This is a genomic window from Bradyrhizobium sp. WSM4873, from assembly GCF_055811355.1.
Genome location: NZ_JBVVPS010000025.1, coordinates 1 through 24362, shown reverse-complemented (window position 1 = coordinate 24362; position 24362 = coordinate 1). Strand labels below are relative to the sequence as shown.

The window sequence follows — 24362 nt, the reverse complement described above, 5'->3', positions numbered from 1 at the left end:
ACTCAAGAAAACTTGGGAGAGGCGTCATGAAGTTCGGCATCTTCTATGAGCTGCAACTGCCACGGCCATGGGTGGCCGGTGACGAGCTCAGCCTCTATCAGAACGCGCTCTCGCAGATGGAACTGGCCGACAGCCTTGGCTACGACCACGCCTGGGTTGTCGAGCATCATTTTCTCGAAGAGTACTCCCACTCGCCCTCGCCGGAATCGTTTCTCGCAGCCGCGAGCCAGCGCACCAGGAACATCCGGCTCGGCCACGGCATCCTCCAGCTCACCACCAACCACCCCGCACGTGTCGCCGAGCGCGTCGCGGTGCTCGACCTGCTCTCCAACGGCCGCTGTGAATTCGGCATGGGCGAGAGTGCTTCCATCACCGAGCTCACGCCGTTCGGCCGCGACATGGAGACCAAGAAAGAGGTGTTCGAGGAAGCCGTCGCCGCGATCTTCCCGATGTTCAAGGACGCGGGCAGCGAGCATCACGGCAAATATTTCGACATCCCCTTGCGCAACGTCGTGCCGAAACCGGTACAGAAGCCGCATCCGCCATTGTGGATGGCCTGCTCGCAATTACAGACCATCGAGCGCGCCGGCCGCCATGGCTTTGGCGCGCTCGGCTTCCAGTTCGTTAGCGCGGATGCCGCGCATGCCTGGGTGCACGCCTATTACAACGCCATGACCAAGCGCCTCGCCAAGCTCGCCGACTACGAGATCAACCCGAACATGGCGCTGGTGTCGTTCTTCATGTGCGCGAAGACGGACGAGGAGGCCCGCGCCCGCGCCGATGGTGCCACCTTCTTCCAGTTCGCGTTGCGCTTCTACGGCGCCTCGCAGAATCGCCAGCGTCCCGCGCCCTACACCGTCAACATGTGGGACGAGTACAACAAGTGGAAGCGCGACAATCCGGAGGCGCAGGAGGCCGCGCTGCGCGGCGGTCTGATCGGCTCGCCCGAGACGATCCGCAGGAAGCTGAAGCGCTTCCAGGGCTCGCACATCGATCAGGTCATTTTGCTCAACCAGGCGGGCAAGAACAGCCACGAGCACATCTGCGAATCGTTGGAGCTGTTCGGCCGCGAGGTGATGCCGGAATTCCAGAACGATCCGGCGCAGACCGCCTGGAAGCAGGGCGTCATGAGCGGCGAGATCAAGCTCGAGGAAATCGACACGGAGGCCTTTACCGACCGTTACGGTAAGCTCGCCGTCAGCGTTGCGCCGGCGAAGGCGGCGGCGGGGTAGGGTGTCACGTCCTGCAACAAGCGATCCCGGAGTGCTCATGACAAAACACCGGATCTACACCACCAGCTTCGCAAGCGTTTACCCGCTTTACGTTGCGAAGGCGGAGAAGAAAGGACGCACCAAAGCAGAGGTCGATCAGGTCATCTCCTGGTTGACAGGCTATGGTCAGAAGGAGCTGGAAGCCCAACTGGAACAGCGGACGGACTTCGAAACCTTCTTTGCGAAAGCCCCCAAGATCAATCCTTCGCGAGCCCTGATCAAGGGCGTGGTTTGCGGCGTCCGGGTCGAGGATGTCAAAGAGCCGACGATGCGAGAGATCCGCTACCTGGACAAGCTGATCGATGAGCTGGCCAAGGGAAAAGCGATGGACAAGATTTTGCGCAAAAGTGCCAACTGAGGAGCCCCCTTCGTCCGCCTGGCTTGGCGACGTTACGGCAGATATCCGGCGACACCCGCCTTCCGCTGCGCGGCCATTGCTGATAAATTTCGTCAAAAGACGATGGGGAGAAAACGATGCGCCCTCACGGGACGCCCGCAAATCCGGCAGATGGCGATGTCACGTCCGCGGTGCTTGCCATCGGTCGTCCGGATTTCCCTGATATCCTGATCGATACGCTGCGCGGGCAGGCCGGCGTCGGGCATTGCATGGTGTTCGCGCTGAGCCGCGCGGGCGCCGCACATTGCCTGCTCGATGCCGGCAACATCCCGATCGGCGGCGATCTCGGCGCCGCCTATGCCGGCCAGTTCCACCAATCCGATCCCAACCGCGATGCGCTGTTCGAAGGCGAGGGCCGCGCGACGCTCGTGTTGCCCTCCTTCGCGCCGCGCATGTACGGCGCCCGCTACCGAAAACTGTTCTTTGTGGATTCCGGCATCGTCGACAAATGCGCGACCGCGATCTGGGTCGACGAGACCTGCTTCTACGTCAATTTCTATCGCATCGCTGTCCAGGGCCGCTTCAGCGACGCGCAGCGTGCGCGGCTTCAGGCCATCGCGCCGGCCATCAGTGCGAGCGTGGCACGCCACTTCCAGCACGGCTCGTCGGCGACGACCGAGCAGTCTCTCGCCGCGCTCTTCGCGACGCGTGCGCCGCTCGCCAGCCTCACCCCGCGCGAGCAGGACGTTTGCCGGCGCATCCTCTCCGGCTTCAGCTCCGAGGCGATCTCGCAGGCACTCGGCATCAGCCTGCATTCGACGCTGACCTACCGCAAGCGCGCCTATGAGCGGCTCGGCATCTCGTCACAAAGCGAGCTGTTTGCGATCGTGCTGCGCCTGCTCGCCGGCCCGCGCGGCCTGAACTGAAGCTGTCCCAATCGCTGGGGACAGACGGCGCCTCCTGAAGCCGCTAACATTGGCGGCGAACAGCAATGGAGCGAAGCTTGAGCACGGCGCCGCGCATCGACATCGACCCGGCCGCGTTCTGGGCCGACCCCTATCCGATGCTCGCCAAGATGCGCAAGGAGGCGCCGATCGCCTTCGTGCCGCAGCTCGGCTCGACCCTGCTGACGAGCCGCGACGACATCTCGATCTCCGAGAAGCAGATCGACGTGTTCTCCTCGCACCAGCCCGCGGGCCTGATGAACCGGCTGATGGGCCACAACATGATGCGCAAGGACGGCGATGCGCACCAGGTCGAGCGCCGCGCGATGTTTCCAACGGTGTCGCCGAAGACGGTGAAGGCGCACTGGACCGCGCTGTTCCAGGCCCATGCCGATCGCATCATCGACGCGATCGCGCCGGGGCGGATCGATTTCATGCGCGACTTCGCGTTGCCGTTCTCCGGCGAATGCCTGAAGTCGATCACCGGCCTCACCAATATCGGCTTTACGGACATGGACGCCTGGTCACAGGGCATGATCGAGGGCATCGCCAATTACAGCGGCGACGCAGCCGTCGAGGCGCGCTGCCATGCGGCGACGTCGGGCATCGATGCGGCGATCGACGACATCCTGCCGGTGATGCGCAAGCATCCCGACCAGAGCATCCTCGGCGTGCTCCTCGCCTCAGGGATGGCGATGGAGAGCGTGCGCGCGAATGTCAAACTTGCGATCTCCGGCGGCCAGAACGAGCCGCGCAAAGCGATCGCCGGCACGGTTTGGGCACTGCTGAGCCATCCCGACCAGCTCGATCTCGTGCGCCAGGGCGAGGTGACCTGGCTCCAGGCGTTCGAGGAATATGCCCGCTGGATCTCGCCGATCGGCATGTCGCCGCGACGCATCGCAAAGCCGTGGACGATCCGAGACGTCGCATTCGAAACCGATGAACGCGTATTCCTCATGTTCGGCTCCGCTAATCGCGATGAGAAGCACTTCGTGCGCGCCGACCAGTTCGACGTGCGGCGTGATACGGCCAAGAGTGTCGCTTTCGGTGCTGGCCCGCATTTCTGCGCCGGCGCCTGGGCCTCGCGCGCCATGATCGCCGACGTCGCACTGCCGACCTTGTTCGCCCGTGCCAGCCGGCTCGAGATCGCCGACGACGAACCGGTGCGGATCGGCGGCTGGGCCTTTCGCGGGCTGCAAAATCTGCCCGTGAGATGGTTTTAACAGTTTCGGTGTCATCGCCCGCGAAGGCGGGCGATCCAGTACGCCGCGGCTGTCGTGTGACGCGTTGACGTCTCTGGGATACTGGATTCCCCGCCTTCGCGGGGAATGACAGTGGAATGGAGGACGCTGCGCACCACGACAGCTCCCAGTGCGCCATGATGCCATCCTGCTCCTGTTTTGCCCGACGAGTCAAAACAAATTTCGGATAAGCGTAAGTTATTGTTTTCGCACGCCCCGGCTACTGTGCATGGGGTTGTTTTCGCGATTTGTTAATTTCTCGGTCGGGCGCGTGCGTTTTTCACATTCGCGTGCGGAAAAATATCCCCTGCATTCGCTCCGTGGATTGAAAGATTAATCATGCGCTCCGCCACGCGCGCAGTGCCTGCATCGCTATTTTTCCGCGCGTCTCGACACCTCCGATCAGCCGCACCATCATTCCCGAGCACGAATGAAGGACGGCCGCACGCGGCCTGGAGTGTCGGATGCAACGTCGGGACTTTCTCAAACTATCCGTTGTAACTGCGGCAGTCGCCGCATTCGCTTCGAGTGCCAAAGCACAAGGAACGTCACAAGGCGCGGTAAAGGAAATTCGTATCGGCTACCAGAAGACCGGCGTGCTGGTTATCACGCGTCAGCAGGCCGCCCTGGAAAAACATTTCGCGCCCTTGGGCATCGACGTGAAATGGGTCGAGTTCTCGTCGGGACCTCCGATGATGGAGGCGATGAATGTCGGCAGCGTCGATTTTGGCGCGGTCGGCGATTCCCCGCCGGTGTTCGCCCAGGCGGCGGGCGCCGCGATCGTCTATGCCGCCGGCCAGCCCATCACCAACGGGCAGGGCATCCTGGTGCCGAAGGACTCGCCGATCCGCGGCATCGCCGACCTGAAGGGCAAGCGCGTCGGCTTCACCAAGGGCTCCAGCGCCCACAACGTCGTGGTGCAGACGCTGGAGAAAGCCGGCCTCACCTATGCCGACATCACGCCGGTCTATCTGACGCCGCCGGACGCCGGGCCTGCCTTCGCCAATGGCAGCATCGAGGCCTGGGCGATCTGGGATCCTTACTTCGCGATCGGCGAGACAAAGCAGGGCGGCCGCATCCTGATCAATGCGCGCGACGTCACCAAGACCAATTCCTTCTTCATCGCCAACCGCGATTTCGCGGGGAATCACGGCGCGATCCTGCAGCAGATCATCGACGTGACGACCGCGGCGGGTCAGTGGGCCGAACAGCACCGCGACGAGGTCGCCAAATCGCTCGCCGCGATCACCGGCGTTCCATTGGACATCCAGACCCTCGCAGCCAATCGCGCGAACTTCGTGGTCGGTCCCGTCACCGACGACATCGTCACGACGCAGCAGGGCGTCGCCGACCGCTTCCACAAGCTCGGCCTGATCCCCAAGCCCATCGTCATTCGCGATATCGTCTGGCGCAACCCGGCAGCCTGATCGTGCCAACCAATCTCCCCATTTCAAAGGGTTTGAACATGAGGCGTGTCGTTCAACGCGTAGTCGCAGCCATCGTCATGTCGATCGGCATCGTCGCCGCCGCGGTCGGGACGACTTACGGTTAGTCATCGGAGCACATCCATGAGCAACGCCAACATCCTCTGGTTCCTGCCGACCCACGGCGACGGCCGCTATCTCGGCACCGGCATCGGCGGCCGCGAGGTCAATTTCAACTATCTGCGCCAGATCGCGCAGGCCGCCGACCAGCTCGGCTATTTCGGCGTGCTGCTGCCGACCGGGCGGTCTTGCGAGGATTCCTGGATCGTCGCCTCCTCGGTCGCGCCGTTCACCGAGCGGTTGCGCTATCTCGTGGCGGTCAGGCCCGGCCTGCAATCGCCGAGCGTGGCCGCGCGCATGACCGCGACGCTCGACCGCATCACCAATGGCCGGCTCCTGGTCAACGTCGTCACTGGCGGCGATCCGGTCGAGAACAAGGGCGACGGCATCTTCCTTGCCCATGACGAGCGCTACGAGGTCACCCGCGAGTTCCTCAGCGTCTACAGCGAGCTGCTCGCCGGCAAGACGGTCAATGTCGAGGGCAAGCACATCCATGTCGAAGGCGGCAAGCTGCTGTTTCCGCCGGTGCAGTCGCCGCGTCCGCCGCTCTATTTCGGCGGCTCGTCGGATGCCGGCATCGACGTCGCTGTCGATACCGTCGACAAATACCTCACCTGGGGCGAGCCGCCGGCGTTGGTCGCCGAGAAGATCGCGAAGGTGAGGGAGGTGGCCGCCGCACGCGGTCGAAAACTATCGTTCGGCATCCGGCTCCACGTGATTGTCCGCGAGACCAATGAGGCGGCCTGGCGAGCGGCCAACGAGCTGATCAAGCATGTCAGCGACGAGACCATCGCGACCGCGCAGAAGAACTTTGCGCGGATGGATTCGGTTGGCCAGCAGCGCATGGCGCAGCTCCATGGCGGCAAGCGCGACAAGCTCGAGATCGCCCCGAACCTGTGGGCCGGCGTCGGCCTCGTGCGCGGCGGCGCCGGCACGGCGCTGGTCGGCGATGCCCAGACGGTCGCGGCCCGCATCAAGGAGTATCAGGACATTGGCGTCGATACCTTCATCATGTCGGGTTACCCGCATCTGGAGGAAGCCTATCGTTTCGCCGAGCTGGTGTTCCCGCTGCTCTCGCTGGAGCAGCCCAGCAACGTGACTAGACTTCACTTCAACGGTGGCCCCTTCGGCGAGACCGTCGGCAGTGATTATCGTCCGCAGCAGCAGGTGTCGCAATCATGAGCCTGATCGACAGCGTTTCGCTTCCCCGCGGCTTGCGCCTGCCGCGCGTCGAGGGCCTGATCCAGTGGATCGTGCCGCTCGCCATCATCGCGATCTGGCAGGTCGCCAGCATCACCGGCTTCGTGCCGACTCGGGTCTTGCCGGCGCCGAGCGACGTGTTGCTTGCGGGCTGGAAGCTGCTGCTCTCCGGCGAGCTCGTTCGCAACATCTGGGTCTCGTTCTGGCGCGCCTCGATCGGCTTCCTGATCGGCGGCAGCATCGGCTTTGCCTTCGGCCTCGCCAACGGCCTGTCGCAGCTCTCGGCCAAGCTCACCGACACCACGCTGCAGATGGTGCGCAACGTGCCGCATCTGGCGCTGATCCCGCTTGTCATCCTGTGGTTCGGCATCGACGAGAGCGCGAAGCTGTTTTTGGTCGCGCTCGGCGTGTTCTTCCCGATCTACCTCAACACGCTGCATGGCATCCGCACCGTCGATCCCCAGCTGATCGAGATGGGCCGCATCTACGGCATGACCGACGGCGAGCTGTTCCGCCGCGTGATCTTTCCGGGCGCGCTGCCCTCGATCTTCGTCGGAATCCGTTTTGCGCTCGGCATCATGTGGCTGACCCTGATCGTCGCCGAGACCATCGCGGCGTCTTCGGGCCTCGGTTACATGGCGATGCAGGCGCGCGAGTTCATGCTGATCGACGTCGTGGTGCTCTCGATCCTGATCTACGCGCTGCTCGGCAAGCTCGCCGACAGCGCCTCCCGCGTGCTGGAGCGCCTGACGCTCTCCTGGCACCCGGCTTATTGGAAACGCTGAGCAGACATACTGGGAATCACATGCAGACAGCCCTTCGTACCTCCCTTCCGGAAACCGAGCTCGCCAACCGCGCCAATTTCGCGCCTCACGCCCGCGTGGTGCGCGAGGAGCGCCCAGCGCATAACAGCGGCCTGCCGCTCAGCATCCGCGGCCTGCGCAAATCCTACGGCGACAACGAGGTGCTGCGCGGCATCGACCTGCACATCCCCGCCGGCCAGTTCGTCGCGATCGTGGGCAAGAGCGGCTGTGGCAAGAGCACGCTGCTGCGCCTCATCGCGGGTCTGGAGAAGTTCAACGCCGGCAGCATCTCGCTCGGCGACGCCGTGAAGCCCGAGGATATCCGCGTGATGTTCCAGGAGCCGCGGCTGTTGCCCTGGGCCCGCGTTCTCTCCAATGTCGAGGTCGGCCTCGGTCGCGATCGTTCATCCAGTGATGCGCATACACGCGCCGATAAGGCGTTGACCGAAGTCGGGCTGACCGACAAGCGCGATCAGTGGCCCTCGGTACTGTCGGGCGGCCAGAAGCAGCGCGTAGCTCTTGCCCGCGCGCTGGTCTCGCGTCCCCGTGTGCTCGCCTTCGACGAGCCGCTTGGCGCGCTGGATGCGCTGACCCGCATCTCGATGCAGCGGTTGCTGGAGCGCGTCTGGCGCGACCAGGGCTTTACCGCGATCCTGGTGACCCACGATGTCGCCGAGGCGGTCGCGCTGGCCGACCGGGTGCTGGTGATCGAGGAAGGGCGGATCGCCCATGACGTCGTGGTTAACACGGCCCGGCCGCGCGAACGCGGCTCGGCCGAGCTCGCGGGCCTCGAAGGCTCGATCCTGAGCCACCTTTTGTCGGCGGACGATCGTACCTAAATAGAGGGAACCCCGCTTCGGGGAGTATGCCATGAATGTAGTGCCCCGCGATCTCATGACTGAAATCCCCGTTTTGCCCGCCGATTTCCGCGGCGCCATGCGCCACCTCACCGGCGGCGTCAGCGTCATCACCGCCGGACGGGGTAAGGACATCACCGGCATGACGGTCACCTCGGTCAGCTCGTTCTCTGTCGATCCGCCGACGCTGATCGTCAGCATCAACCGCGACGCCTCCTCCTTCCCGCTGATCCGCCGCTACGGTGCCTTCGGCGTGAACATCCTCGCGGCCGATCAGCTCGACATCGCCGAGCGTTTTGCCGGCAAGGGCGGGCTCAAGGGTGCCGATCGTTTCGCGGGCGCCAGTTGGGTGACCGCCGTCTCGGGTGTTCCGCTGCTTGTGGGCGCATTGTCGGCCGTCGATTGCGAAGTCGAGGAGATCTTCGAGCGTCATTCACACGGGATCATCATCGGGCGGGTGCGAGACGTCAGGAATTCGACCCGCAACGCTGCGCTGGCCTATTGGCACGGTCAGTACCTGGCGGTGGATCAGGACGAAGACGCACTCAGGCTTGCGGACGTCAGCGTTCCCACCCACGTCCGGCGTGGCATTTGATCGCCGCCGGCGATCGGCCGTGCAGGCTGGCCTTTTCCCCGTCATCGCTCTAGAAGCGCTGCCTGAGCCTCCCGCCGGGACAGCAATGGAGCGCAATGATGAAACGCGTCGCGACCTGGGCCTTCTACGCGGTCGGCGCGCTCGCGATCGCCTATCTCGCGCTCTACGCCTATGCGATGTTCAGCGGCCATCCGATGGTGCCGGGCGACCCCATCCAGATCTTCCGCAGGCCGGATGCGCCGAGCTATTCGTGACGTTCTCGCGGACGGGCGCGGCACCTGTTCTCACCCCCGCAAGATCGCCAGCGCCAGCGCCTGCGCGCGCGGCACGATGCTGTCGAGCTCGAGATATTCCTCCGGCGTGTGCGCGAGCCCGCCGACCGGGCCGAGCCCGCAGATGGTCGGCGTTCCGACCGCGGCGGTGAAGCCGGAATCGGCGCAGCCGCCGGAGAACTCGCCCTGAAGCGTCGTGAGGCCGGCCTGCTTTGCGGCGGCCTGATAGTTCTCGAACAGCGCCTTTGAATCGGCGCTCTGCACCACCGGCACGAACTCGCCCTTGACGGTCAACGTCGCGCTGGTGCCGGGCACGTAGGGTGTCGCGATGATCGTCTCGATCGCGGCCATCACCCTCGCGCGATCCGCCGGATCGACATAGCGCAGGTCGATCTGCCCTTCCGCGTAAGGCGCCGTCGTGTTGACGGACTGCCCGCCCGAGACGAGGCCGACATTGAGCGTGATGCCCTTGTCGAGATCGGTGAGCGCGTGGATATGCACGATCTTGTGCGCGAGCTCGCCGATCGCGCTGACGCCGGCGGCGAAATTGGCGCCGGAATGCGCGGCTTTGCCGGTGATGGCGAAATGCATGAAGATGCCGCCCTTGCGTCCCGTGACGATATTGCCGGTCGGGCGGCCCGGCTCGGAATTGAACACCGCGCGCGCGGCGCGTCCCTCGCGCTCGATCACCGGCCGCGAGGAGGGCGAGCCGATCTCCTCGTCCGAGGTGATCAGCAGCTTGATGGGATGCGGGTTGCCGCCGAATTTGTGGAAGGCGGTTGCCACGAATATGTTCATGACGACGCCGGACTTCATGTCGGCAACACCAGGACCATAGGCGCGCGTACCCTGGATCGTAAACGGACGCCGTCCGGCCTCGCCCTTGCCGAACACGGTGTCGCGATGCCCCATCAACAGCACCGCCTTCTCGTTGCTACCGGGCTTTGCGACTTCGGCGTGGATCGCATCGCCGAAAGTAGCGTGGCTTTCGCGTCGGAACGGAATGCCGTGCTCGGCAAAATGCCGCTCGAACCGCGCCCCGACCGCATCGACGCCTTCCTTGTCATAGGACCCGGAATCGATGTTCACGACATCGCGCAGCAGATCGATCATCGCCTGCCGCTGCGTCGCCAGCCAGTCCGTGATTTGAGCTTGAGACATGTTGACCCTCGCGTGGTTCTCACGCGGGGTTATAGGGCGTTGTGTGAGCCTGACCTAGTCGGAGAATGCGGTGCGGCCATGTCGCAGTCTGCGGGTTTTGATCCACGCTGCCTTTCCCAACGTCGTCCTGGCGAAAGCCAGGACCCATACCGCGGAATCTATCGGCGGAGGGCGGTAGGAGTACCGAACGACGAATCTTCGTCAAACTCCTCCTTGGGGTAATGGGTCCTGGCTTTCGCCAGGACGACATCGAGAGTCTGGAGGCTGTCTGCACTTCACCAACAAAAATGCCCGGGACTGGGCCCGGGCATTCGCATTATCTCAATCGGCGTGGATCTTACGCCCCCACCATCGGCATGCGCGGATATTCACCGGGCGTGCCAGCCGGCGTGATCGGAATGCCGCCGTCGGAATATTCGTTGAGCTTGTTGCGCAGCGTACGGATTGAGATGCCCAGAATGTTCGCGGCATGGGTCCGGTTGCCAAGGCAGTGCTTCAGCGTCTCCAGGATCAGGTCGCGCTCGACATCGGCGACGGTGCGGCCGACGAGGGCCCGCGTAACCTGCTCGGCGGCCATGGTGGCATGCGCCACGGCCGGTGCGGTCTTGGCGAGGTCGAGGCGGTCGCCGTCGGGCGTGAGGATCGCATCGGCGCCGATCTCGTCGCCCTGTGCCATCAGGACCGAACGGTGCATGGTGTTTTCGAGTTCGCGGACGTTGCCCTGCCAGCGGTTGGTGGAGAGCACGCGCCGCGCTTCCGCCGAGATCGGGCGCATCGGCACGCCGTTGGCTTCGGCATATTTCTTCACGAAGTGCTGGGCGAGCTCGAGGATGTCGAGGGGACGCTCGCGCAGCGGCGGGATCTTCAAATTCACGACGTTGAGCCGGAACAAGAGGTCCTCGCGGAACGTGCCTTCGCGCACGGCCTCGACCAGGTTGCGGTTCGAGGTCGCGATGATGCGGATGTCCACCGGGACGGGCTTGGTGCCGCCGACGCGGTCGATCACGCGCTCCTGGATGGCGCGGAGCAGTTTGGATTGAAGGCGGACGTCCATCTCCGAGATTTCGTCGAGCAGCAGCGTGCCGCCGGTTGCCTCCTCGAACTTGCCGATGCGCCGGGCGATCGCGCCGGTGAAGGCGCCCTTCTCATGGCCGAACAGCTCGGACTCCAGCAGATGCTCGGGGATCGCGGCGCAGTTGATCGAGATGAACGGGCGCTTGGCGCGGGCCGAACGGGTGTGGACGTAGCGCGCCAGCACTTCCTTGCCCGTCCCGGATTCGCCGGTGATCATCACCGAAGCGTCCGAGCCCGCGATCTGCTGGGCGAGCTTGATCACCTTGGCCATTGCCTCGTCGCGATAGACCAGCTCGCGGGAATCGTTGGCGACGGCAGCCAGCACCGCCGCGATCAGCTCCGGGTCCGGCGGCAGCGGGATGTATTCCTTGGCGCCGGCGTGGATCGCGGCAACCGCGGCGCGGGCGTCGTTGGTGATGCCGCAGGCGACGATCGGCGCGTGGATGTGCTCGGCCTCGAGCCGCATCACGAGATCGCGGATGTCGAGGGCGACGTCGACCAGCAGCAGGTCGGCACCCTTGCCGCCGCGCAGCACGCGCATCGCCTGATCGTGATCCTCGGCGTGGGTCACGGTGGCGCCGTTCGCCATCGCGATCTTGGTGGCGGTGGTGAGCTGGCCCTTCAATGTGCCAACGATGAGAAGCCGCATGTCAGTCTCCTGTCCGTCTGGTCGCGCTGCCGCGCGTCATCGCTTTAGGCGCGTTCAGTCTTGATGATTTCGGTCATGGTCACGCCGAGCTTGTCCTCGACCAGGACGACTTCGCCCCGGGCGACCAGCTTGTTGTTGACGTAGATGTCGATGGCCTCGCCGACACGCCGGTCGAGCTCGAGCACGGTCCCGGGTCCGAGCTTCAACAGCTCGCTGACGTCCATCTTGGAGCGGCCGAGCACCGCCGAGACCTGCACCGGTACGTCGAACACGGCCTCGAGGTCGGCGGCGGCGCGCGTCGCGTATTCGTCCTCGTTGTAGCCGACGTCGGTGCCGGTAGGCGGCATCGGGCCATTGAGATCGGGCAGCGGGACCTGTCCGTCAGTGTCGCTCATGATTTAACTCCCCCTGCGGGATGCAACGTAGCGTCCCACCATTTCGTCGATCTTGGCCGCGATAGCGGCGCGCTCCAGCACGACGCCGCCATCGGCCCATTCGATCCGGCAGTCGCCGGTGGCAATCTCGGGCTCGGCCAGAATCACCAGCCGGCCTTCGAAGCCGTTCTGCCTGGCCAGCCGCTCGATGTTCTCGCGCGCGGAATCGTAGAGCGCGTCGTTGATGCGGACGACGAGATGCGGCGTCGCGACCAGATGCGAGAAGCAGTCCTTGACCAGCGCGACGATCTCGCCGAGCGGCTCGGCGGCGACCAGATCGGCGCACAGCTTGCGCGCCACCGCGACCGCGACGTCGACCGCCTCGGTCTCCATCTTGGATTCGATGTTGCCGATGCCCGAGGCGATGCCCCGGACGGCGATGTTGATCTCTTCCAGGGCGAGTGCGACACGGCGGTCGCTCTCGGCCTTGGCCTCGCGCTGGCCGGCGGCGAAGCCGTCCTGATAGGCGCGCGCCTCGGCTTCCGCGACCTTCTGGGCGATCTCGGCTGCGGTTGCGGCCTTCTCGCGCGTCCGGTCGGGCGCTGCGAAGTCGTTGTCGAACAGGAATTTTGCCGGAGCGGCCATCAATACACCAGCTCGTCGTCGGCGCGGTTCTTGGTCAGCATGATCTCGCCCTTGGCGGCGAGATCCTTGGCGAGGTTGACCAGCAGCGCCTGGGCCTCGTCGACGTCGCGCAGGCGGACCGGGCCCATCGCCGCCATGTCGTCCTGGAGCATTTTTGCCGCACGCGAGGACATGTTGCCGAAGAAGAAGTTGCGGACGTCCTCGTTGGCGCTCTTGAGCGCGACGCCGAGCTTGTCCTTGTCGACGTTGCGCATCAGGGTCTGGGCGGAGCCGGAATCGAGCTTCACGAGGTCGTCGAAGGTGAACATCAGCGCCTTGATGCGCTCGGCCGATTCGCGGTTGTCCTCTTCCAGCGAGGTGATGAAGCGGGTTTCGGTCTGGCGGTCGAAATTGTTGAAGATTTCCGCCATCACTTCGTGGGCGTCGCGTCGGCGGGTCTGTGACAAATTGGACATGAATTCGGTGCGCAGCGTCTTCTCCACACTCTCGATCACCTCCTTCTGCACCGCCTCCATCTTCAGCATGCGGTTGACGACGTCGAGCGCCAGATCCTCGGGGAAGATGCCGAGCACGCGCGCGGCGTGTTCCGGCTTCAGCTTCGACAGCACCACCGCGATGGTCTGCGGATATTCGTTCTTGAGATAGTTGGCGAGCACCTCTTCCTGCACGTTGGAGAGCTTCTCCCACATGTTACGGCCGGCCGGGCCGCGGATTTCGTCCATGATGCCGTTGACGCGCTCGGGTGCCAAATATTGCTGGAGCAGCCGCTCGGTGGCATCGAAATTGCCCATCAGCGCGCCGGAGGCCGACATCCGCGAGACGAACTCGAGCAGCATGTCCTCCACCGTGTCGACCTCGACGGTGCCGAGCGTCGACATCTCCAGGGAGAGCTGGCGCACCTCGTCGTCGTCGAGCAAGCCCCAGATCTTGCCGCCATATTGCTCGCCGAGCGCCAGCATCAGGATCGCGGCGCGCTTCGGTCCCGGTACTGCTTCGGTCTTGGCGCCCGCGCGGCCGACGGCACGCTGACCGAGCGTGGAGATCACGCTGGTGATGTCGTTGGAATTGGCATTTTGCAGGGCAGCGGCCATGTCAGATCACTTCTCGATTATTTCGCGGGTTCGGTCAGCCATTGGCGGATGATGGCGACGGTCTCGTTGGGATTGCGCTCGGCGAGTTCGCCGACGCGATGGACGGATTGGGCATGGACCTGGCCCTGGACGGTGGCGACGTCGATCGCGCTCGCGGCGCCGCTCGGCAGGAGCGGCTGGCTGGCGGGCGCGGCCTCGTCGCTCGCCGGACCGGTGAGGGCGCCGGAAATGGCGGCTGCGACTTCATCGGATGCCAGAATGCGCTTGACCAGCGGCCGGATCACCAGGAACAGCACGACCAGGCCGAGCAGCATCATCACGCCGAGCTCGACGAAGTACATGACGTCGTCCTTGGTGAACTGGAGCATGCCGAGCAAGCCGCTCGGCTCCGCGATCGGGGTGGTGGAGGGGGCGTCGGCAAAGCGCAGATTGACGACCTCGACCTGGTCGCCGCGCTTCTGGTCGAAGCCGATCGCCGAGCGCACCAGCGTGGCGATGCGGTCGAGCTGCTCCTTGGTGCGGTCCTGGTAGGCCAGATCGCCCTTCTCGTTCTTGGAGTAGATGCCGTCGACCAGCACCGCGACCGAGATGCGGTTGACCCGACCGGCCTCGGTGACCTCGGTCTTGGTGGTGCGGGAGATCTCGTAATTGTTGGTCTCTTCGCTCTTCTTGCTCTGGTCCTTGGCCGCGACGCCGCCGTTCTGCTGGTTGCCCGGCAACTCGTTGTTGACGGTGACCTGGCCGTTGTTGTCGGCGGTCATGCTCTGTTCTTCGCGGGTCTGGCTCGAGCGCAGCACGCGGCCTTCGGGGTCGTACTTGTCCGAGGTCTGGGTGATCTTGTTGAAGTCGAAATCGGCGGAGAGCTGGACCCGGGCGCGTCCCGTGCCCACCACGGAGGAGACGATGTCCTCGACCTGCTTGCGCATCCGCTTCTCGAAGGCGGTGCGGCGCTCGTCGCCCATCTGCTGGTCCGGATCGGTCTGGGCGCCGTCGGCGAGCAGCTGACCGGTCTCGTCGACGATCGAAACCCGCTGCGGCTTCAGCCCGTTCACGGCCGAGGCGACGAGGTGGCGGATGGCGCGGATCTGCTGGGCCTCCAGCGCGCCGCGGACCCGCACCACGATCGAGGCCGACGGCTCGGGCGCCTCGCGCGAGAACAGCGGGCGCTCCGGCAGCACCAGATGGACGCGGGCGGCCTGGATGCGGTCGATGGCGCGGATGGTGCGGGCGAGCTCGCCTTCCAGCGCGCGGAGATGGTTGATGTTCTGGACGAAAGAGGTGGTGCCGAGCGCATCCGACTTGTCGAACACCTCGTAGCCGACGCCGCCGCCCTTGGGCAGGCCGCCCTCGGCGAGCTTCATCCGCAGCCGGGTGACCTTGTCCTTGGGCACCATGATGATGCTGCCTTCGTTGCGCAGCTCGAACTGGATGCCCTGGCGCTCCAGGTCCTTGATGATGCCCGAGGAGTCCTCGACGCTGAGGTCGGTGAACAGCGTCGTCATCTGCGGCGTGGTGACGCGCATGATGACGAACGCAAAGAAGCCGACGAGCGCGGCGGTGACCGCGATCATCGCCCCGAACCGGGCGGCTCCGATACCCTTCAGAAAGTCCGCAAGACCTTGCAAGCAACCGCCCCGAGAGATTCGGCTGCTTTCACAGGAAAGGCCGACTGGGCAATTATTGCCTAGGTGATGGTTTCGATATGGTTAACGAAGGTTAAGAGCTGCGACAAAAGTCGCGCCAAAACGAAACATGAAAAAAATCGGCCTCGCGAGGCGAGGCCGATTTTCGTCAAAAGCCGCAGATTTCCGGATTGCCTACTGGCGATATTGTTGGATACGGGTGGTGCGAAGTCCCGCCAGACCATGCTGGTCGATCGAAAACTGCCAGGAGAGGAATTCGTCAACCGTCAGCGTATAACGGCTGCAGGCCTCCTCGAGGGAGAGAAGACCGCCACGGACTGCGGCGACGACCTCGGCCTTGCGGCGGATGACCCAGCGTTTGGTGCCGGGTGCAGGCAGATCCGCAATCGTCAACGGACTACCGTCCGGCCCGATGACGTATTTTACCCTCGGGCGATGGGGTTCTGTCATGGCGTACTCACAAACTCTCAACCACTGAACTCACTCAGGAACCCTACGCCCGCCGGCTTAAAAATCCGCTAAGCCTAAGGCTTCAATACAATTCTCGTTGAAAATGGCTGGAACGCAGCCGTCTCGACCGGCGGGACGGTGCGTCCAGGCGGGCCGAGGGGGGTGTTCGTAAATACTTTACTAACGAACGAGGCCTGCGCGGGGTGCCGCAAGGCCCAAATTGTCGTCCTGGCGAACGCCAGGACCCATTACCCCAGCGCGAAGTTTGGCGACGACTCGGGGCTACTCCCTCGAACCAAAACTACTTTCGGTGGCAATGGGTCCTGGCTTTCGCCAGGACGACGCGGAATGTGCTTCGCGTGCCGCCTTTAATTGCTGGCCGTCGCGATGATGCTCTTGACCTGGCTCAGGGTGTAGCTGGAGCCGTCGATGGTCAGCAGCGGCGGCGACTGGGTCAGGTCGACGGACGACACCGTGCCCTGCACCTGCGCGGCGATGCCGACATTGTTGTTGGCGACGTCCTTGCCCGTGGCCGAGATCGTGTACTTGCCGTCGGGCCATTGCGTGCCGTCATTGCCCTGGCCGTTCCAGGTGAACGGAACGTCGGTGCCCGCGCCGGCGGTGTATTTGCCGGTGAACACGGTCTGGCCGCTGGCATTGGCGATGGTGATGTCGACGGTCGCGTCGCTGGGCACGTTGAGATGCCAGGTTGCCGACGAATTCGTCATGGTCCCGGTGGTGCCGTCGACCAGAGCGGTCTTGCCGACGAAGCCGAGCGCCTGGGTCGCCTGCGTCGTCTGCTGCAGCGTGACGAGCTGGGACAGCGAGTCGTTGGTCTTGAGCTGCTGCTCGACGCCGGCGAACTGCACCAGCTGCTGCGTGAACTGGTTGGTGTCCAGCGGATCGAGCGGGTTCTGGTTCTGCAGCTGCGTCGTCAGCAGCGTCAGGAAGGTCTGGAAATTGCCGGCCAGCGTCGCGCCGGTGCTTGAGCCCAGGCTTGGGTTCGACGAGGATTTCGGCAGGTCGGTCGTGCCCGAGACGACGGACGGGGCGGTGGCGGCATTCGTGGTGGTCATGATCGAATACTCCTCACACTCTGATATCGACGCCGCTGCTCGATCCGAGCATGCGGCCGTAGCTGCGCCCGACCGGGGCCGCGGGAACTGCGTCCTCGTCGCTGACGATCAGCCGGCGGGCATTGCCGCCATTGTCGTTGTTCTGGCCGGAGTTCTGGCCCGATGAATTCTGGTCGCGCAGGCTGAAGGACAGCCCGTTGCTGCCGGTCTTGAGGCCGGCATCGTCGAGCGCGCGCTGCAATTGCGGCGCGTCCTGCCGCAGCATCTGCAGCGTCTCCGGCTTCTCGACGGTGAGATGCGAGGTGACCTGGCCGTTGCGGTCGACATTGATGCGGACGTCGATGCGGCCGAGGTCGAGCGGATCGAGACTGATGTCGAACCGGGTCTTGCCCGCGCGTGCGGCGGCGGCAATTTCGATCGGCACGCCGCTGATCGGAATGGCCTTGGCATTCGCCGCGGTCACGGTAAGCGTCGCGGTCGATGCGGTCGCGGCCGAAGTCGTATTGGTCAGGGGCGCTTGAATGGCGGAGGCCGCCTGCGCGCTGGTGTCGGTGGTGGGGACAGCGGCCTGCGTGCCCGCATGGGCATGCGTCGTGGCCGTCGCCGGTGCCGCATCGGCGGTGCGGTCGGAAGTCCCAGCCTTGCCGTCGGCCGCGTTCGCGTCGATCGGCGGCTTGTCGGCTTGCGGATGCGCCGTGGTGGCGGACGCTGCCGTCGCCGGGGTCTGCGCGGCGTTGGCCTTGCCGGTGTCCTGGCCGATATTGGAGACGTCGCTCGCGCCTTGCGCGACGGCCGCGGCCTTGAACGAGGTTTTTGGCGTGCCCTGGTCGACGGCGGCGATCAGGCCGCCATTGGTCTTTGCATCGGTCGCTGTCGAATCGGTCGTCCCGGTCGCGGCATCGGCCAGCGTCGCCGAGGTGTCGGCATCGACTTTGGCGCTTGCGGTCTTGGCGCTCTTGTCGCCCGGCGTCGCGGTATCGGTCTTGACGCCGGTGATCTGCGCCGCGATGGATGCGCTGGCGGCAATGCCGGCGGCGGCGATCGTCAGCGGCGAGGAGGCGGCGCCAGTGGCCTGGTTCGCGGCCGCGTTGGGATCGACCGGCACGGCGATCACGAGTGCGTTTGGATCGGGTAAGGCGGCCTGCGTCGCGTCAATCTGCGCGGCGGCTGCGGTATCGACGGCGGCGGCGAGGCCATCGGTGCCGTCGGCCTTGTCCCCCTTGGTCTGGTCGGACTTGTCCGCAGACTTGTCGGCCGATTTGGTGTCGGACGCCTCCGGCTTGTCCTTGGTCTTGCCGTCGGCCTTGGCGGCATCATCCGTCGCGTCGCTCTTGGCGTTGCTCTTCGCGTCGTTCCTGGTGTCGCTTTTGGCGGCCGCGGAATTGTCGGCGTCGTCGCTGGCCTTGCTCTGCGAGGACTTGTCGGTCACTGAGCGATCGCGCGGGCTCTTGTCCGGGGCGGAGGACGATGAGTCGGTGCGGCGCGGGGTGTCCTGCACGGAGGACGCCGCGCTGTCGCTGATCGCCTGGGTGTTGCTGTCCACCAGCGAGCCAAAGGAGTCGTTGGCGGAGCTCTCTTTCGGCGCTTGCGACCGGGCAGGCTTTTGCTGCGCGCTTGGGACTTGCACGCTTGCCACGACATCTGACGTACGACCGACCACAGGCAACCCCTTGGAAACATCTTCGCCATGAGAGGGAGCAAGGAGCGGGCCATCCTCGCGCAAATAGATTTTGTCAATTAAAATCAATGGCTTGGCAAATTGACATCCCCGCTGCGGGGCCTCTCAAAGCCCCGCCATTTCTGCCTCCCCGGCAAGAATTGCCGTAAACCTTGCGGGGTCCGTGATTGCTTCACCGGAAGGCCGCCTATATTAAAGAGACAGCTCTCAACCGCTTTCGACCGGGCAGGCCGCGCCCTTCGGGAACTCTCGGTTCCCGGGGATCGCCTTTGTCCCGCCGGAAGCCCCCAGCGGATCGCCCAACGCCGCCGTCACAACGCTTTAAGGCCCATGCTCAACAGTCTGGATCTCGAAGGCCGTCCTGAGGATACCAGGGTCGTCGTTGCCATGTCGGGCGGCGTCGATTCATCGACGACGGCTGCGCTCTTGAAGGCGGAAGGCTACGACGTCGTCGGCATCACGCTGCAGCTCTACGACCATGGTGCTGCGACCCATCGCAAGGGCGCCTGCTGCGCCGGCCAGGACATCCACGACGCGCGCGACGTCGCGGCCAAGCTCGGCATTCCCCATTACGTGCTCGACTACGAGGACCGCTTTCGCGAATCCGTCATCGACAATTTCGCCGACAGCTACGCGCTCGGCGAGACGCCGGTGCCGTGCATCGAGTGCAACCGCTCGGTCAAGTTTCGCGACCTCTTGAAGACCGCGCGCGAACTCGGCGCCACCGCGCTCGCCACCGGCCATTACGTCGCCTCGCGCCGCCGCGCCGACGGCTCGCGCGCGCTGGTGTGTGCCGCCGACGCCGATCGCGACCAGAGCTACTTTCTGTTTGCGACCACGCAGGAGCAGCTCGATTATCTGCGCTTTCCGCTCGGCGACATGACCAAGCCCGAGACGCGCGAACTGGCGCGGCGTTTTGGTCTGGCGGTCGCCGACAAGCACGACAGCCAGGACATCTGCTTCGTGCCGACCGGCCGCTACACCGACATCATCACCCGCCTGCGGCCGAACGCGATGGACCCCGGCGACATCGTCGATCTCGACGGCCGCGTGCTCGGCCGTCACAACGGCATCGCCAATTTCACCATCGGCCAGCGCCGCGGCCTCGGCATCGCAGCCGCCGCGCCGCTGTTCGTGGTGCGGCTGGAGGCCGCCAACCGCCGCGTCGTCGTCGGCCCGCGCGAGGCGCTGAAGATGCACCGCATCGTGTTGCGCGACGTCAACTGGATCGGCGATGGCGACATCGACCGCGCCATCGGCGATGGCCTCGAAATGTTCGTGCGCGTGCGCTCGACCCGCGCGCCCCAGCCGGCGTGGCTGCGCGGCGCGAACGGCCATTACGAGGTCGAGCTCGTCGCCGGCGAAGAGGGCGTTTCGCCGGGACAGGCCTGCGTGTTCTACGACGCACCTGGCGGCCAGGCCCGCGTGCTCGGCGGCGGCTTCATTCAAAGCGCCGCCGCGAAGGCCGCAAGCAGCACGACGAGGCCGCTCGCAGAAGCGGTCCGCGGCTAAAAAATACATAGGGCAGGGGCATGGCAGCAGACATCTCGCGGGCCGGGGTCGAGAAGGCCTATGGCCGCTGGGCGCCGGTCTATGATCTCGTGTTCGGCAAGGTGTTCGACGCCGGAAGGCAGTCGACCATCGCCGAGGCCGACCGCATCGGCGGCCGCATCCTCGACGTCGGCGTCGGCACCGGGCTTTCGCTCTCGGATTATGCGCGCACCACGAAGATCTGCGGCGTCGACATCTCCGAGCCGATGCTGCGCAAGGCGCAATCGCGCGTGCGCAGCTTGCGGCTCTCCAATGTCGAGGTGCTCTCGGTGATGGACGCGAAAAACCTCGCCTTCCCCGAAAACTTCTTCGACGCGGTGGTCGCGCAATACGTCATCACCGCGGTGCCCGATCCCGAAGGCACGCTCGACGAGTTCGTGCGCGTCCTGAAGCCCGGCGGCGAGCTGATCCTGGTCAACCACATCGGCGCCGAAAAGGGTTTGCGCAAACTCTCCGAGCTGGCGTTTGCGCCGCTCGCCCGCCGTCTCGGCTGGCGCCCGGAATTTCCATGGGAGCGCCTGGTCGACTGGGCCGCAAAACACGGCGGCGTTACGCTCGCCGAGCGCCGCCCGATGCCGCCGATGGGCCACTTTTCGCTGATCCGATACCTCAAATCGTGATCGGGGGCGCGGAACACGCGGCAGCACCCGCGCGTTTCCCTCCCATGCGCACCACATCGAACATCATTCTGGCCAGCCTCCTGATCGCCGCCTCCGGCAGCGCGATCGCGCAGGCCCCGCCCGCCCCGGCGACGCCGCCGCAACAAACCGCGCCGCCATCCCCGCAGCACGCCACCAATTGCACGCCGCAGGACCGCCCGAACCGCTCGGCCGACGGCACCACCACCGGCCAGTCCCGGGAACCGCTCGGCGACAAACTGGCAAAATCGGACGGCGTGCTCTGCCCGCCCTCCGGCGTCGACCCCGAGATGCACGCCCCGGCGCCCAGCACGAACGGCGCCATGCCCGTCATCCCGCCCCCCGGCAGCCCCGGCGGCGATCCGACCGTGCGGCCGAAATAACAAATAGTCGCGCCTGTTCGCCTCTCCCCGCCTGCGGGGAGAGGCCGGAATGCGCGCGAAGCGCGGATTCCGGGTGAGGGGGACTCTCCACGACTCTGGTGCTTGAGTGGCGCGATTCCCGCGCCAAATCGGCCCGAACAGAAGCCGGCGACCTTAGCTTGACAGCCCGCCGCCCCCTTCCTTATATGCCGCGCGTTCGCGAGATCGGTCTGTTTCGGCCCTCGCGACCCTGTGGCGGGGTAGCTCAGCTGGTTAGAGCACGGGAATCATAATCCTGGGGTCGGGGGTTCGAGTCCCTCTCCCGCTACCATTTTCCCGAGCTTCGCATGTCCGTCCTTCACGATGTGGTGCGTATACTGATCTTCGTGGATTGGGGATGCGCGGTCGTGCTCGTAGCGATGGCAGCCCGCCTGGCATTTCTGAGAGCCGGAGAGTTACCGGAATCGCGCGGCCTGCTGACGCTCCGGCGCCCGCTGGCGAGCGAGTTCTCAAAGGAATTCCACGCGTACAATCGAATTCATCCGCCTGATGCTCGCTCTCGCCCTGGTCTTGGCGATCGGCGCCTTCTTGCTTTGGCTGGGTATTCTGTTCTTTGGCGCGTCGAGCAATTGATGAGTCTTGCGATCGGTCGTTTCGGCCACCGCGTTCCCGTGGCGGGGTTCTGCTGGTTAGGGCAACGGATGGACGAGGCCTTTTTATTTGCTCGCCCGCTTCTTCACAGGCTTCTTCGCCGCGCGAAGCTTCATGTTGATCTGTTCTTCGGCAGGCGAAAATTCCAAAACCTCGATAATTTTATAGTGCGTCTCGCCGTGCTCATCATTCGGTGGTGTAACTTCCATCTTCACTCTGTAGCGGTCATTCATGAATGACCCGCCGCGCTTCACCGCGTCCTTGGCAATACTTGTGCCCTTGATGTCGGCGTAGATAGGTTTCCTCCGATATAGGAATCGCCAGTTAGGAGCCTTTGGTTCGAATACAGGACCATGAGAGTACAAGGTCGCGGTGACGACCTTTGGCTCCTCTTCCTCATCATCGGCCACCTCAATTTCGCCAGGGCCCTCGCAAGACGCGATAATCGCCTTGATGTCATTACCTCTGAAGTAGGCAAGTGGCTTGTCGTTTTTGCGAAACTCGATCGCTTTGGCTGCTTTATGGTCTATCGGCGCTAGCGTGCCCTCGACCGCTTCTAACACTTGCGGATTTTGAGAGAGCCGGAAAACATCACTGCCGATTTGAACCGTGTTGTTATCGCCTTCGACTTTAATGACAACCGCGCCGGGCGAACTCTTCACCTCTTGAACTGATTCGACCTTTCGACCGTTGCGCCACTTCAAATAGCCAAACAGACCGGCCGCCGCCGTACCGCCACTGACACCGACTTTCTGCAGCACGTCGGCCGCGTGCTTCACGCCCTCGTCGTTAAGAAAGTCTTTGACAGTATCGAGGATGGTTTGCAGCGTCTCGAAATTTATAAGGAAGCACTTGTGCTCGAAATTTGAATCGACGAGCACCTTCATGGTTGCGCGGTTCTGATTGAATTCAGCGTTCGCGGCACGGAGGAGTTGCCCGAACGCTAGGAGCGCTGGACCTAGCGCCTCCACATCCATGCTGTGATCATTTTCATCGTCGCCAATATAGGCGACTTGAAACCGCTCCCGGTTCTGCGCGCTTTCGGTCAACAATCCCCCCACTGGTAGCGTGCTGTCGTCAATCGCTCCGTGCGTACGCTGCTAGTTGACGACGATGCGAGTCTAGTGGCGCGATCTTTCTATAACCAATCGGAGGCAGTGCCACCGCATCCAGAATTGCCCGTGCTAAGAAAAGCTAAGCGCCAGCCGGGCCCTGCGCGATATCAATGACGTGACGTTCACCGCCGACCGTGATGACGATCGTGTAGATCTTGGGGCCGCCGCCCTGGTCCGTTGGTGGCGCGAGATGGAGCTGGCCCCCGTACCATTCGCTAGGCATCAAGGTGTTGTCCTTGATGACAGCTTGTTCCAGGACGGCCATGTTTCGTTGTCCTGTCTCAACGGTCGCTGCAATCATTGCGTCGTTTTGAACGGTTGCGTTATTCTGAGCCATCACCGCAGCCGTCGGGCTATAAAACGTACCCGATCGACCGCTAGGCGTCGTGTAATGGCCGTGGCCGGCCTGCGATGCGCCGTAGGCGTTACCGGCAACAGCGAGGCCGGTTATGAGGGCTGCGGCCACCTGACGATTGCGTTCTTCCTGAACAAGCATTTCATAGGTAACGATCTTCATCTCAAAATCCGAACCGGCAGCATGTTGCACGGCCTCAACTTGGGAGACCCGAAAGTCGATCGGCTGTCTGCCCATGTTGTTGATGCCGACGACAAAGACGGGCCGGCCGTCTTTCTGCATTTGTCGAGCCGCAGGTCGTACCAGCACCAGCGAATTCCGCTGGCGCGAAACCAAAGCGGGCTGCCCATCACGCATAAGCGCTTGCTGCTGCGGGTTCGACGCCCGAAACTGAACTGTCTCTGTGTTGGTGACGCAGCCGCTCACCATGGCGCCAAGCGCTGCAATCGCTAAAATACGCATTTTGGCCCCCAGACCTAAAGGCCTATCCAAGCGCAACCGGTGGGTGAGCGCAATCCGGGCCGATCCGGATGTAACGTATGCTTTAGTCTGGTGAGGCGGCCAACTACGGTAATGGTGCACCAAGCTCGTGAGCGATCAACTGCGAGGCTTCGACGTATGGGAGGCACTGCCCGTCGGGCGAAACACCCCCCACCCCGTCAACCCTTCCCCACAAAAATATTCCACTTTACCGAAATTCGGTTTTGACGTATGTGTCGCTCATCCCGGCTCATCCTTGAGGGGCGATCTCGTTGTCGTCTTGATTGCGAGCCGGGCTTGCGATG

Annotated in this window: 24 protein-coding genes and 1 tRNA gene; 14 read left to right on the top strand and 11 right to left on the bottom strand. The window is 64.2% G+C overall.

The features are described from left to right. The first annotated feature begins 26 nt into the window (after positions 1-26). From AC0L21_RS27405 to AC0L21_RS27360, 10 genes are all read left to right on the top strand, one after another. Complete coding sequence (locus AC0L21_RS27405; protein ID WP_473264825.1) at positions 27-1232, top strand: LLM class flavin-dependent oxidoreductase; 1206 nt, start codon at positions 27-29, stop codon at positions 1230-1232. Positions 1233-1269: 37 nt separating this feature from the next. Next, positions 1270-1629 (top strand): DUF2200 domain-containing protein, encoded by a 360-nt coding sequence (locus AC0L21_RS27400; protein ID WP_473264824.1) that lies wholly within the window; start codon positions 1270-1272, stop codon positions 1627-1629. Positions 1630-1745: 116 nt separating this feature from the next. Beyond that, complete coding sequence (locus AC0L21_RS27395; RefSeq protein ID WP_473264823.1) at positions 1746-2534, top strand: helix-turn-helix transcriptional regulator; 789 nt, start codon at positions 1746-1748, stop codon at positions 2532-2534. Between the two features lie 77 nt (positions 2535-2611). Beyond that, complete coding sequence (locus AC0L21_RS27390) at positions 2612-3775, top strand: cytochrome P450 (RefSeq protein ID WP_473264822.1); 1164 nt, start codon at positions 2612-2614, stop codon at positions 3773-3775. Between the two features lie 482 nt (positions 3776-4257). Then, the gene (locus AC0L21_RS27385; protein ID WP_473264821.1) at positions 4258-5220 is read left to right on the top strand and encodes a sulfonate ABC transporter substrate-binding protein; all 963 of its coding nucleotides are present in this window, start codon (positions 4258-4260) and stop codon (positions 5218-5220) included. A gap of 141 nt (positions 5221-5361) precedes the next feature. After that, positions 5362-6519 (top strand): FMNH2-dependent alkanesulfonate monooxygenase, encoded by a 1158-nt coding sequence (gene ssuD, locus AC0L21_RS27380; protein ID WP_473264820.1) that lies wholly within the window; start codon positions 5362-5364, stop codon positions 6517-6519. Beyond that, positions 6516-7322 carry an aliphatic sulfonate ABC transporter permease SsuC gene (gene ssuC, locus AC0L21_RS27375; RefSeq protein WP_473264819.1) on the top strand — a complete coding sequence of 269 codons (807 nt, stop codon included), beginning with the start codon at positions 6516-6518 and terminating at the stop codon, positions 7320-7322. Before ssuD ends, ssuC begins: the two co-directional genes overlap by 4 nt. Before the next feature lie 20 nt (positions 7323-7342). Further along, entirely contained in the window at positions 7343-8179 is an 837-nt protein-coding gene (locus AC0L21_RS27370; protein WP_473264818.1) for an ATP-binding cassette domain-containing protein, read from the top strand. Between the two features lie 31 nt (positions 8180-8210). Next, a complete protein-coding gene (locus AC0L21_RS27365) occupies positions 8211-8792 on the top strand; it encodes a flavin reductase family protein (protein WP_473264817.1) in 582 nt (193 codons plus the stop codon). Between the two features lie 95 nt (positions 8793-8887). Then, positions 8888-9046 (top strand): hypothetical protein, encoded by a 159-nt coding sequence (locus AC0L21_RS27360; RefSeq protein WP_473264890.1) that lies wholly within the window; start codon positions 8888-8890, stop codon positions 9044-9046. A 30-nt stretch (positions 9047-9076) separates the two neighbouring features. Here AC0L21_RS27360 and AC0L21_RS27355 read toward each other — a convergent pair whose 3' ends face one another. From AC0L21_RS27355 to AC0L21_RS27315, 9 genes are all read right to left on the bottom strand, one after another. Continuing rightward, a complete protein-coding gene (locus tag AC0L21_RS27355) occupies positions 9077-10225 on the bottom strand; it encodes a M20 family metallopeptidase (RefSeq protein WP_473264816.1) in 1149 nt (382 codons plus the stop codon). A gap of 337 nt (positions 10226-10562) precedes the next feature. Then, on the bottom strand, positions 10563-11948 hold the full coding sequence (flbD, locus tag AC0L21_RS27350) for a sigma-54-dependent transcriptional regulator FlbD (protein ID WP_473264814.1): 1386 nt from the start codon (positions 11946-11948) through the stop codon (positions 10563-10565). Between the two features lie 44 nt (positions 11949-11992). Beyond that, complete coding sequence (gene fliN / locus AC0L21_RS27345) at positions 11993-12343, bottom strand: flagellar motor switch protein FliN (RefSeq protein WP_007596160.1); 351 nt, start codon at positions 12341-12343, stop codon at positions 11993-11995. A gap of 3 nt (positions 12344-12346) precedes the next feature. Next, the gene (locus AC0L21_RS27340; protein ID WP_473264813.1) at positions 12347-12967 is read right to left on the bottom strand and encodes a FliH/SctL family protein; all 621 of its coding nucleotides are present in this window, start codon (positions 12965-12967) and stop codon (positions 12347-12349) included. Further along, complete coding sequence (gene fliG / locus AC0L21_RS27335) at positions 12967-14058, bottom strand: flagellar motor switch protein FliG (RefSeq protein WP_007614076.1); 1092 nt, start codon at positions 14056-14058, stop codon at positions 12967-12969. Before fliG ends, AC0L21_RS27340 begins: the two co-directional genes overlap by 1 nt. A gap of 17 nt (positions 14059-14075) precedes the next feature. Further along, positions 14076-15683 carry a flagellar basal-body MS-ring/collar protein FliF gene (gene fliF, locus AC0L21_RS27330; RefSeq protein ID WP_473264810.1) on the bottom strand — a complete coding sequence of 536 codons (1608 nt, stop codon included), beginning with the start codon at positions 15681-15683 and terminating at the stop codon, positions 14076-14078. A gap of 192 nt (positions 15684-15875) precedes the next feature. Further along, positions 15876-16151 (bottom strand): CtrA inhibitor SciP, encoded by a 276-nt coding sequence (gene sciP, locus AC0L21_RS27325; protein WP_002714638.1) that lies wholly within the window; start codon positions 16149-16151, stop codon positions 15876-15878. Positions 16152-16519: 368 nt separating this feature from the next. Then, positions 16520-17227 (bottom strand): flagellar hook assembly protein FlgD, encoded by a 708-nt coding sequence (locus AC0L21_RS27320; RefSeq protein WP_027519911.1) that lies wholly within the window; start codon positions 17225-17227, stop codon positions 16520-16522. Between the two features lie 13 nt (positions 17228-17240). Continuing rightward, the gene (locus AC0L21_RS27315) at positions 17241-18887 is read right to left on the bottom strand and encodes a flagellar hook-length control protein FliK (protein WP_473264809.1); all 1647 of its coding nucleotides are present in this window, start codon (positions 18885-18887) and stop codon (positions 17241-17243) included. A gap of 348 nt (positions 18888-19235) precedes the next feature. On the opposite strand from AC0L21_RS27315, the gene mnmA reads away from it, so the two are divergent. From mnmA to AC0L21_RS27295, 4 genes are all read left to right on the top strand, one after another. Then, positions 19236-20417, top strand: a complete 1182-nt coding sequence (gene mnmA / locus AC0L21_RS27310; protein ID WP_247337677.1) for a tRNA 2-thiouridine(34) synthase MnmA — start codon at positions 19236-19238, stop codon at positions 20415-20417. Positions 20418-20437: 20 nt separating this feature from the next. Beyond that, entirely contained in the window at positions 20438-21076 is a 639-nt protein-coding gene (locus tag AC0L21_RS27305; protein WP_473264808.1) for a class I SAM-dependent methyltransferase, read from the top strand. A 44-nt stretch (positions 21077-21120) separates the two neighbouring features. Beyond that, positions 21121-21477 carry a hypothetical protein gene (locus tag AC0L21_RS27300; protein ID WP_007596151.1) on the top strand — a complete coding sequence of 119 codons (357 nt, stop codon included), beginning with the start codon at positions 21121-21123 and terminating at the stop codon, positions 21475-21477. 233 nt (positions 21478-21710) lie between these two features. Then, a tRNA-Met gene (locus AC0L21_RS27295) sits at positions 21711-21787 on the top strand. Positions 21788-22172: 385 nt separating this feature from the next. Here the strand turns inward: AC0L21_RS27295 and AC0L21_RS27290 are convergent. After that, the gene (locus AC0L21_RS27290; protein ID WP_473264807.1) at positions 22173-23156 is read right to left on the bottom strand and encodes an LAPAL motif-containing putative phage structural protein; all 984 of its coding nucleotides are present in this window, start codon (positions 23154-23156) and stop codon (positions 22173-22175) included. Between the two features lie 145 nt (positions 23157-23301). Then, the gene (locus tag AC0L21_RS27285; RefSeq protein ID WP_473264806.1) at positions 23302-24039 is read right to left on the bottom strand and encodes a hypothetical protein; all 738 of its coding nucleotides are present in this window, start codon (positions 24037-24039) and stop codon (positions 23302-23304) included. Between the last annotated feature and the right edge of the window lie 323 nt (positions 24040-24362).